Annotated in this window: 5 protein-coding genes; 2 read left to right on the forward strand and 3 right to left on the reverse strand. The window is 64.5% G+C overall.

Annotated features, from left to right (window positions below; genetic code table 11):
* Positions 1-12 precede the first annotated feature (12 nt).
* Positions 13-3,459: a type VI secretion system membrane subunit TssM gene (gene tssM / locus ACODS2_RS21145; RefSeq protein ID WP_489000523.1), complete on the forward strand. Its 3,447-nt coding sequence runs from the start codon at positions 13-15 to the stop codon at positions 3,457-3,459.
* Positions 3,460-3,550: 91 nt separating this feature from the next.
* On the forward strand, positions 3,551-4,147 hold the full coding sequence (locus ACODS2_RS21150; RefSeq protein ID WP_489000524.1) for a hypothetical protein: 597 nt from the start codon (positions 3,551-3,553) through the stop codon (positions 4,145-4,147).
* A 3-nt stretch (positions 4,148-4,150) separates the two neighbouring features.
* Here the strand turns inward: ACODS2_RS21150 and ACODS2_RS21155 are convergent, their stop codons facing one another.
* The 3 genes from ACODS2_RS21155 to ACODS2_RS21165 form a co-directional block, all read right to left on the reverse strand.
* Positions 4,151-4,804, reverse strand: a complete 654-nt coding sequence (locus tag ACODS2_RS21155; RefSeq protein ID WP_489000525.1) for a Tle-like phospholipase domain-containing protein — start codon at positions 4,802-4,804, stop codon at positions 4,151-4,153.
* Between the two features lie 95 nt (positions 4,805-4,899).
* Positions 4,900-8,070: a CHAT domain-containing protein gene (locus ACODS2_RS21160; RefSeq protein WP_489000526.1), complete on the reverse strand. Its 3,171-nt coding sequence runs from the start codon at positions 8,068-8,070 to the stop codon at positions 4,900-4,902.
* A gap of 5 nt (positions 8,071-8,075) precedes the next feature.
* Positions 8,076-11,224, reverse strand: a 3,149-nt coding sequence (locus ACODS2_RS21165) for a beta strand repeat-containing protein (RefSeq protein ID WP_489000527.1), incomplete at its 5' end; no start/stop codon positions are given.

The following is an 11,224-nucleotide window of genomic DNA, read 5'->3' on the forward strand; positions in this document are numbered from 1 at the left end:
GAGACTGCGGTCATGAAAGCGCTGTTTCGCAATCGCTGGTTCTGGCGCGTGGTTGGCGCGCTGGCGATCGGCCTGCTGATTTTCTTTGTCGGTCCGCTGGTTTCCATTGCGGGCTTCCGGCCGTTCGGTTGGTGGCCGGTGGCACTGCTCTTTGCCTTGCTTCCGCTGATCGTGGTGGGCGTGTTGTGGGTTCTGGGCCGAAGGGGCGAGAAGGCCAAGAACGCCGAGATGATGGAGGCGCTCAAGCCTGATCCCGGTGCCACCGATCGCGACGAGATTGCCGCCAAGCTCTCCGAAGCGCTCGACATGCTCAAGTCGACAAAGGTCGGCACGCGCGGGGCCTATGCCTATCAGCTGCCCTGGTATGCGATCATCGGCCCATCTGGCGCGGGCAAGACCACGGCCTTGCTCAATTGCGGGCTGGACTTTCCGACCGCCGTCGCCGGTGAATACCGGGCCTTGCGGGGGCAGCCCAAGACGCCGAACTGCGACTGGTGGTTCACCGACGAAGCGGTGCTGATCGACACCGCAGGCCGGTATGTCACGCAGGACGATGACGCGAGCGCTGATGCTGCGGGATGGAAGTCGTTTCTGGAACTCTTGCAGAAGCACCGTCCGCTCCAGCCGCTGAACGGCGTGATCGTGGCGGTGCCGGCACCCGATTTCGTTGACCCTGCGAAAATGGCGGAACATGCCCGCCACATCCGCGCGCGCCTCGCTGAAATCGGCAAGGAACTTGGGCTGAATCTGCCGGTCTACCTGCTGGTGACCAAGGCCGATCTTCTCGCCGGCTTCCGCGAATATTTCCGGTCGAGCACCGACAGCGAGGCCGAGCAGGTGTTCGGTGCAACCGCCATCGGCGAAACGCTGGACAACGCCTCGGTGATGCAGGGCTTCGAGGGGCTGGTCAATTCGGTCGCCGCCAAGGTGGTCGAGCGGATGCAGAACGAGCCGCAGATGCACCTCAGGGCCCAGATCGCGAGCTTCCCCTCGCAGCTTGCCTCGCTGCAGGAGCCGATTGCCCGCCTGCTCGATGCGCTTGGCCAGAAAAGCCGCTTTGACGATGCCGCCCGGGTGCGCGGGGTGTACTTTGCGTCTTCGGTGCAGACCGGAAATCCGGTCGACCGGATCCTGATGAGCGTGGGCGCCCCTACCACCCATTCGGCTTATGCGGTGGGCACCGGGCGCAGTTATTTCCTCAAGCGGTTCTTCTCTGACCTGCTGATCCCCGAACAGGGTCTTGCGGGCCGGAACCCGCTGGCAGAGAAGCGGTCCGCCCGCAATTATACCGTTGCCGTCGCGGCATCTGTCGCGCTTCTCGTGGTGTGCTGCGGGATCTGGACATGGGGCTATTTCCGCAATCTCGCTCTGATCGACCGCGTGTTCGCTACCGCCGAAGCTTATGGCAACGTGCGGGCCAACGGCGGCGGCGGCGTGGACGAAGATGTCGCCGCGCTCGGCATTCTGGGCAGCGCGACGAGCGACATGGCCGCAGCGAGCGACTTCGGGCTCGGTCTGGGGCAAGGCGGGCGGCTTTCCGCGGAACTCGGCGGCATCTATGGCCGCGATCTCAAGCGCCGGCTCACCCCGATCCTCGTCGGTCTGGCGGAGCAGCGCCTGACGGCGGACACGAGCAATCCCAGCGCGCTCTATGACGATCTCAAATCCTATCTGATCCTCGGCGGCCAGGGGCCTGCCATGGGCGAACATGTTGTCGCCTGGGTGCAGCCCGCATGGCTCGCGCGCGGGGGCGGCAATGCCGACAGCCAGGCGGGGGAACTCGCCCGGCACACCAAGGCCATGTTCGACGGCAACTTTGCCCCGCAGACCATCGACGCGGCCCGGGTCGAAACCGCGCGAACGGTGCTACGCGCCCAGCCGGCGGCGGTTCGCGTCTATGGCCGCCTCAAGAGCAAGGCCATGGAGCAGGGTGCGGGGATGTGGACCGCGCGCGACAACGCCGGACCGCGCCCCGAGGTGTTTTTCGAGATGAGCGGCGGTTTCGCGACCGGCGCTGGCGTGCCCTCGCTGTTCACGCGCAGTGGCTATGACAAGATCTTCGTGCCAATCGTCGCCAAGGGTGCGTCGCTGCTCGAGGAGGAAAAGTGGGTTGTCGGCGATACCGGCACCGCCAAGATGTCGGCGGCTGAACTGGTCGGGCTGAAGGCCGATCTCGAACGGCTCTACTTTGCCGAGTTTCTTGATCGCTGGCAGTCCTTCATGTCGTCCATCAAGGTCAAGCCGGTCAACTCGCTGGGCGAGAACGTGCAGCGCCTGCGTGATGGCGGCGGGCCGCTCTCGCCGATCAAGCCGCTGCTCGTCGCCATCGCCAAGGTCACCGATATGACCCCGAGCGCGGCTGTCGCGCAGGCATCCGGCAGATTGGCGGATGCAATTGGCCAGTCCGTGGGTCTCAGCGGGGCAAGCGGCGCCATGCCGGCAGGCTCTGCCGGCGGGCGGCAGCCGGTGGTCGATGCCTTCCTGCAACTGCGCATGTTCGTGGGCAAGGGCGATGGCGCTCCGCTCGATGCCTGGCTGCAATCGATGAACCAACTGGCCGACAAGCTGAACGTGATCGCGGTCTTGCCTGGTGGCGGCGGGGAGACGGGCTCGCAGCAAAGCATGGATGCCAAGGCGGCGATCCTGCAGCTTGACCAGACAGGCAATTCGATGCCCGCGCCGGCGTCGATCTGGGCCAAGGCCGTAGCGAGCGACGCCAATGTGGCGCTAGGCGGAGCCCGCCTTGCGCAGATGGGCGCAGCGATGAGCGGCAGCTTTGGCGAGGCCTGCGCCAATGGGCTGGCGCGCGCCTACCCGGTGATGCCCGGATCGGCGAGCGATCTCGCCGTACCGGACTTCGCGCGGTTCTTTGCGCCGCAGGGCCTGTTCGCAAACTTCGTCAACACCGAACTCAGCGGCTATCTTGATCGAACGCCGCCAAACTGGAGCCCCAAGGCTAATGCCAGCGAGATCGGCCTGACCGCCTCCACGGTCAGTGCGATGCAGGCAGCGGACACCGTGACGCACATGTTCTTCGGGGCGGACCCGACGAACCCGCACTTGTCCTATCAGATAGAGCCGGTGGCTTTATCAGGCGCGGACAACGTGACCTTGCAGATCGATGGCCAGACCTTGCGCTACGATGGCAAGATGGCGGTGCCGATGTCGTTCGACTGGCCCGGCGCCGGGGGGGCTTCCGTCATCTTTGCCATAACGGGAGGAGCCCCCGCACAGCGGACCTGGAACGGCCCTTGGGCCGTTTTTCGTATGGCGAAAGTGGCCGCGATCAAAGCCGGTGCCTCGCCGGTTATCGGGGAGGGCAGCCTGACCCAAGGCGGCGCGCGCTTCGATTTCCGCATCCGCACGCTGGCGGGTGCCAATCCGTTTGTGGTCGATCCGTTCGTGAAGGTCGGTTGCCCCTCGATCAGTGCACCATCAGGGGCGAAACCGGCGCTTTAGGTGCGGCCGGGATGATTGTGTCTTGAAGCTTTCGCGCGCTGACCAGTGCCAGAACAGGCACAGCGCGGGCTGATCGGAGGGAGAGGCGGCGGTGGCATTGGTTCCCGGACAGCGGATTTCAAGCGGTGGATGTATCAGCCGCCTCAATTGGGTCGGTGCGCGGGCGCCGGCTTTGATCGAGCAAGCACTGGGCTACCAGAAGGGGCGGCTCTCGCTTGGCTATGCCATCGGACTGCTGATCGAACCGATCCGGGCTAATCACGTCGAGTTCGGTGGATTGACGCTGCGCTCGGGCGGTCGTGAGGGCGCACCGCTGAAGGATCCCGAGCAAGACCAGCTACGGATGAGAGTGCATACACGTATGTTGCAGGAATACGGCTCCAACAGCGTGGCGAAAATGCTGGAGAACCTGGCCAGGGACCCGCGCAACCTCACGGGCAGCGAGCGGATCGTGAAAATCTACCCGGTGATCGAGCACAAGGGCGACAACCCGAAAGAAGAGTATCCTATGGGCGGTGGCGGCCCGCAGTTCATTCTGACCGGGCGGCACGACTTCCTGATCGCGGCGGTTGTCTCGGGCGATTGCATCGCCGCCACGGCAGCGGGCTGGAGTGTCTCGGTGGCAGAGAACGCGCCTTACGCTGGACGGGAGCGCCTGGCGAAGTACCTGACGACCGCGACGATCTGATCGTCAGCGCGATTCCAGTGCACGAATGATCGGCACCATCGAGTGCGGGTGCGGTGCGATCGAAGCGACCCGGATTGTCTGCACCTCGGCACCGACATGGCGGCCAACCTGGCTGACCGGATCCCATTCCCCGCGAAAGTTCTGAATGGGTGAGAATGCCGCGTCGTTGCTGGCCGCAGCTGCCATGTTGAGAAGGTTGGTAAAGCCCAGGGTGCTCACACTCAGCACGCCGCCCCCGATGCCGCCGATCGCGCTGACCAGCGGATTGGATGACATCTGATTGAGCAAGTTCAGCACGCCGGGAGCGTTGAAGGTCATCCCCGGCACCTCGCAGATGGCCGCGACAAGCTGCACGAACGCACCGCCCAGCGAATGGCCGGTCAACCACAAGTTCGGGAACGACACCTTCATGCGAGAGGTGAAATCGACCGCCGTGTTGAGTTTCATCGCAAAAGCATTGAGGCTCAGCCCGATGCCGCCGGCATCGGCGATCACCCAATCCTGCCAGTTTGCCGAACCGCGGAACGAGATTACTGGAGGCCGGCCTCGCTGCGTGGGCACATAAAGCCCGGCGAGAAAGTTGCCGTCTTCCATGCGCCTTTGCAACGTCCACTCACCGGTCATCGCCGAGGTCGATCCGTAGATATCCTGCGCCATCCGCGCGAGTGTCAGGTTAAGCGATTCCGGCATTCTCACGTCTCCATACCGCGCAGCAGCGCAGCGTCGTCACTTGGTAGTCAGGTTCAGTGCAATTACTTTTGCGCCACCGCCACCGGCGTCAGCATCGTCTTCCCACCATCGCCCACCAGGAAGTAGGCGCCCCAGTAGTAGGGGTGCGAATAGCGGCGCGTGTCGATCATCTGGACCTGCGCCACGCGCAAGGACTTCGCCATGCCGGCGGTGCGGCCTTCGCTGTAGAACCGGGCCATCAGCTCATCGGTTTCCTTGAGCACCGGCACGGCCCAGAAGGTCGCAAGCACGGCGCGCGCGCGCGCGGTGATGAACGAGCGGACCAGACCATCGAGCGCCGGCGACGAGCTTTCGACACCCGCCTTGAGCGCGGTCTGCGTGCTGGCACCTGCGCCGGTATCGCACGCAGAAAGCACGACAAGGTTGGCGTTGAGGTTGAGCTTGGCCACTTCGTCGAACGAGAGCATCCCGTCCGAAAGTACCTGCCCGTTTGCCGAAGGGGCGGCGAGCGTCGTCAGCAGGGCGGGGGGCAGGTGCAGCCGGCACTGCGGCAGGTCCACTTGCGTTTCCGGCAGGCCGTGGGTGGCAAAATGGAGAACCTGATACTGGTCGAGCTGCGCCCCGCCAGTGCCGTTGAGCAGGTTCGTATCCGTGAACGCACCGCGGATGATCTCCGGCGGATTGTCGGCGCCCAGCGCGGCGGCTGCTAGTCCGATCTCGCGCGAGCTGATCGGGGTGATCTGGCCGAGATATCGCGCCCAGGTGCCATAAGAGATCGAGCAATCGAACGGCATCTTGCTATCTGCCGCCATGCCGGTTGCCGCCTCAGGCATGGCATTCTCGCCGATGCCAAGGAACTTCCCCGGTGCGTTCGACGGGGTAACTTCCTTGCGCGTGCGCAGGAACGCACGCGGGGAAAGCGCGATATCGGATTCGGTGGTGCGCGAAAGGAAGGCCACCTTCGAGTAATCGCCCTTTGCGCGCTGGCCTTCATAGGCTGCGGCCGAGGCTGGATCGCTCACCAGAACCGCGAGAGGAAGCTGGCGCAGCTTGCCTGCCGGGTTGTAATTGATGCGCTGCGCGGCAGCAACGGCGCTGGCCGCAGGGCCGGTGATCGCCTGGAAGAGCTTCGAAGCCTTGCTGACCTGGAACGGCCGGATTGTCCGGGTGGCTTCGTCGACGCGCGCGCTTGTCAGCACGGCATCGGCAAGCTTCTCGGTCTTGGCGGCACCGCCATCGACCATGTAGATCCAGGTCTTGTCCTTGGCGATGACGATCCCGGCCATCTCGTTCTTGAGCAGCGCGATTTTGAGGTAGACCTCACCGGGGGCAAGCGCCTCGCGGATTTCGGCGATTGTGGCGGCTTCGTCCTGAAGAGCACCGATGCGGTTGTCCGAAAGCAGCTGACTGTTGATGCTTTCGCGCTCGTTTTCAGCGCCCTGCCGCTCCTTTTCGAGCGCATCGAACTCTGGCCCGGACGTGACCCCGATATTCGCGATCTCGGTCCGGAGACGAACCAGCTGACGATTGAGCAAGGCACTCTTGCGCAGGAGCCCGGCGATCTTGTCGTCGGCGGAAATGACCTTCTGCAGCTGCGTGTATTCGCGTGCGATGGCGGGTTCACCGACCATCTGCATGGCACTGAAGAATTCCTCGTCCCGCGTGGGCGAGGCGTCTGCCTTGGTCAGCAGCACGAAGTACCGCTCCAGCGCCGCGAGCGAGACATAGCCTGTGCCGGTCAGCTGTGGCAGCGTTTCCACGGCCGCGCGGTAGTTGGCCAGCACTTGCTGCGGGCTGATGGACGGATCCCGTGAGGCGATGCTGGCGCGTTCCAGCCGCGTATCCGCGAGCAGCGGCGCGTTCTGGAAGGTGTCGCTGACGGGCTTCGCATCCGGGAACAGGCATCCGCCACCAGTCACGCTGCCGCTGAGGGCGTTCACCGCGCAGTTGAGATGGACAAGCGCCTGGCTGGCAGCACCGGGTCCGCCGCGGCGCATCAGGATGCGGGCGCGCTGGCGCTCTACCATGGTCCGCAGCCAGACGATATTGTCGGGCGCATAGCGCGCCACCACAATCTGTGCGGCCTTGACCGCGATCTTGAGCGCCTGGTCGGCCTCATCGATCCGGTTTGAACCGAGGTAGGCCGTGCTCAGCGCATTGAAGCGCTGGGCCTCGAGCAGCGACCGCGTCAGCTGGTTCTGATCGCTGAGTTCGGATTGCAGGTTGTCACCCGAGCGGGCCGACTCATCGTTCAGGCGGCTGAGCGTGATCGGATCATCCAGCGTGCCATCGGTCTTCTTGTTCTGCGTCAGCGCCGCGATCGCATCGGACCAGGCATGCTGGTTGATCAGGTCGAGCCCCTTGTAGATGCTGACTTGCAGCATCTGCTGGTCACGCCGGGGCGAGGGCGGGGCCTGTTCCAGCAGAGCCGAGGCCATGGCGAAATCGCCTTGCGCGAGCTCGAACTGGCTGAGATTGGAGTTGGCTAGGCCGGACGCGAGCCGCAAGTCGATCCGGGTCGAGATGTCGGCCGATGCAAAGGCGCGCAGCGCATCGGTCAGCGTGCGGGAGGCATCGAGCAGGCGGCCGGTCTGCAACGCAACCACGCCATCGGCCAGCGCCGCGTCCGCGGTCAGGGCCTGTGTCCCGCCGCTGCCTGTGGCCGTGCTGCCTGCGGGTACGGATGCCAGATCGAATGTGGCCTTCTGTGACTGGTTGGCCGGCGGCGGGGCCGCGCCGAGTGCAACCACCCGCAGAACCGCTTCCATCGTGCCGGTGGCCGATTCCAGCGAGGCGCCTTGCCAGATCCGCCCATCCTTGGCGGTGAAGCGGATATCGATCGCGGTGCGCCCAAGCGTCGCATCGAAGCAGCGCCGGATCTCTGCCGGTCCGATGCCGGTGAGCGAGACGGACAGCGCGGCGCCGCATTGACCGGTGTCTGCAGGCTTGCCCAGCGGGCTGATGTAACCCTGAATGTCGGCCGCTGCGATATCCCGGCAGGTGATCAGATAAGGCTGATCGGCGCTGTACTGAAGGCCAGAGGCGTCCTTCCCCCACTTCCGCGCTGCGGAACAGCTGTCCCCGTTTGCATTGGTTCCGACGGCAAAGCGTTCCGGTCCAGGGGCCGCGTGGACCGCTGTGGGGGCAAGTATCAGCGAAGCCAGCGCACTGGCGGTGAAAAGCGCAGCCTTGGCACTCTGGGCGCGCGACTGGGGCATGGTGCGGATCGGCATGGTGCTCAATTGCCTTTGTTTGCAGTGCAGGTGCTGTCGTCGGGGCGGCACTCGATGGAGTCGATGTCAACGGGCGCGTTCGCCACGTCGACGATGAGACCATCATTGCCGCGGCCGATCAGCGGACTGACCGCAATGGTCGCGGAGTTGTCCGCATCAAACAGCGCAACCTTGCGTTCGTCGTAGAAATTGAACTTGGGCTGGGCCACGTCCGTGGTGAGGCAGCCCTTGTCTGGTGCACCGATCACACAGCCGTTTATGCGTGAGTTGCTGCGGTTGATGCGCGAGATGTTGCTGGTGTCCGTCGGTTCGGAAAGCTGGATGACCTTGTTGGTCAGCAGCGCGGCTGTGTTCAACCTGAAGTTGTTGACCACACCGAACATCGCGAAACTGTTCGCCGCCGGGCTGTCTCCGGTGCTGAACAACTGGAGCGCGAGCTCGGACTGGTTGGGCAGGCCGTTTGCGGTGCTGTTGATTTCCACGCCGTTTGATGAGGAAACCCGCGTATTCTGGAACACTGCAAAGTTCTTGTAGCTGATCTTCATGTCCTTGGCGGTCATGAAAACGCCGACCGGGAGAGCCGTGAAGTCCGTATAGATCAGCGAGTCCGCCGACGCGACCTTGAGCGCAACTTCTGCATCGCTATTGCCGAGGATGTTGGTTGACAGGGCCTGTGTTCCAAACAGGATCTTCTCGCCGCGCAGGTCGATCGTTGCCGAGGGACCGAGGATCTTTGGCTGCTTTGCGCCATTGGTGACCATCAGGATCTGGCTGGCGAGGGTATCAGCCTTGCCAGGATCGCCAACCTGACCACCGATCTGGAGTGTTCGCGCGCCCGTGCCCTTGACGGTAACAACACCGGTGATCTTAATTTCGTTGCCGGTGCCGAGCAGGCGGGTTGCGACCTTGCCTGTCGCCTCGGACACGTCGAGCGTACCGATCTCGAGCGCCTTGTTGCCACTATCGACGATCACGTTGCCAGCAGCCAGGCGGCCGAACTCGGCGTTGTCGACTTTGAACTTGGCGGTCGAACCGCTGTCGACATCGCCCACGCTGACGCTTCCGGCGCCCGTGTTGCGCAGCAGGATCGTGCCGGTGAGGGCGTTGATGGTGCCATTGATCGCAACATCCGATCCTTCGACGGTGATCGCGTTACCAGTCGTGCCGGTTTCGGCACCAAACTGCACGCCCGGAAGCTTCCCGGCGTCGGACAGGGTCAACTTCGCGCTTCGGGTGTTGGCGCCGGTAGCGGTTCCCTTGATGGAAGCGCCGCCGCTGCCAATGGTGACGGTATCCACAGCCGAGAGCGAAATATCATCGCCTGCCGCCAGCGAAGTGGTGACGGTAAGGTTGCCCTTCGTGGCCACAGCAACGTCTTCGCTTGCGGTGATCGTATCCGCCCTGAACTCGCTCCCAGTGAGCGCGGCAACTGAACCGCCAGCGGCGTTGACCTTGCCCAGTGTGACCTTGAGCGCCGCGTTGGCGATGACGTCGCCGTCGGTTGTGGTCAGGCTTGTCGCCGAAGTCACGTCGCCCGCTGCGGCCCGCAGCCGGATCGTCGATTTGGCAAGCTGGCTGTCTTCGCCGCTTGCGACCCCGACGGAACCTACCGCACCTGGCGTGCCGAAGGTCACCGAAGTCCCGCGCGCGCCAGCTAGGCCGTTCGAAAGTCCGGTGGCGAGGCTGACACCACCTGCGTTGGTCAGCAGATCGATATCGTCACCGGCCGTGGCCGAGGTGATGGCGATGCCCGTTCCGGCCTTCGCCGCGACATCGACACCAGCGCCAAGCGTGCCGGCGGTGACCGTGCCGCCCGCCAGCAGGCCGACCGAGCCCGTGGCATTGCCGGTTGTAACGCCCACATTGCGGCCTGCACTGGCCAGCAGATTGCCGCCCGTTGCGCGTGCCGTGGCAAAGGCGATGTCGCGCGATGCGGCTGCTGTCACGTCGCCGTCGGTTGTGGTCAGGCTTGTGGCCGAGGTCACGTCGCCCGCTGCGGCCCGCAGCCGGATCGTCGATTTGGCAAGCTGGCTGTCTTCGCCGCTTGCGACCCCGACGGATCCTACCGCACCTGGCGTGCCGAAGGTCACCGAAGTCCCGCGTGCGCCAGCTACCCCGTTCGAAAGTCCGGTGGCGAGGCTTACAGTTCCCGTGTCGGCCAGCAGATCGATATCGTCACCGGCCGTGGCCGAGGTGATGGCGATGCCCGTTCCGGCCTTCGCCGCGACATCGACACCAGCGCCAAGCGTGCCGGCGGTGACCGTGCCGCCCGCCAGCAGGCCGACCGAGCCCGTGGCATTGCCGGTCGTAACGCCCACATTGCGGCCTGCACTGGCAAGCAGGTTGCCGCCCGTTGCGCGTGCCGTGGCAAAGGTGATGTCGCGCGATGCTGTTGCGACGATATTGCCTCGCGAGGTCGCAAGGCTGTTGGTCGAGGTCACGTTGCCGGTGGCCGCCCGCAGCCGGATGGTGGACAATGCAAGCTCAGCCGGCTCGCTGTTGGCAACCGTGACCGAACCCACAGCGCCCGGCGTTGCGAACGAAACCGAGCTTCCGCGCGAAGCGATCACGCCATTCGAGAGGCCCGTCGTGAGGTTTATATTGCCCGCGTCGGTCAGCAGGTCGATGTCATCACCTGCCGTCGCCGAGGTAATTGTCACGCCGTTTCCGGCCTTCGCCGCAACATCGACGCCCGCAATGAGGGTGCCACCGGTGACGGTGTTGGCAGCCAGGAGGCCAATCGAGCCGGTCGCGTTGCCCGTTGCAACATTCACATCCCGGCCCGCGCTGCCAAAGAGATTGCCGCCCGTCGCAGTCGCGCTGGTCAGCCTGACATCGCGCGAGGCGCTGGCGACGATATCGCCGGCGCTGGTGGTGAGGCTGGTGGTGGAGACCACATCGCCCGAAAGCGCGCGAAGGTTGATCGAGGAGAGCAAGAGTGCTTGCAGCTCACCGCTATCAACCCTGACCGAACCTGCTGCTCCGGGCGTACCGAAGGTAACCGAAGTCCCCCGCGCGCCTGCCGCGTTGGTCGAACGGCCGGTCGTCAGGCTGACATTGGCTGTCGTTGCCTGCAGGTCGATATCATCCCCAGCCGTCCCGGACGTGATGCTCACACCCGTGCCGGCCAGCGCGGCAATATCGACACCGGCGT

This window comes from Novosphingobium sp. FG137 (genome assembly GCF_057809735.1).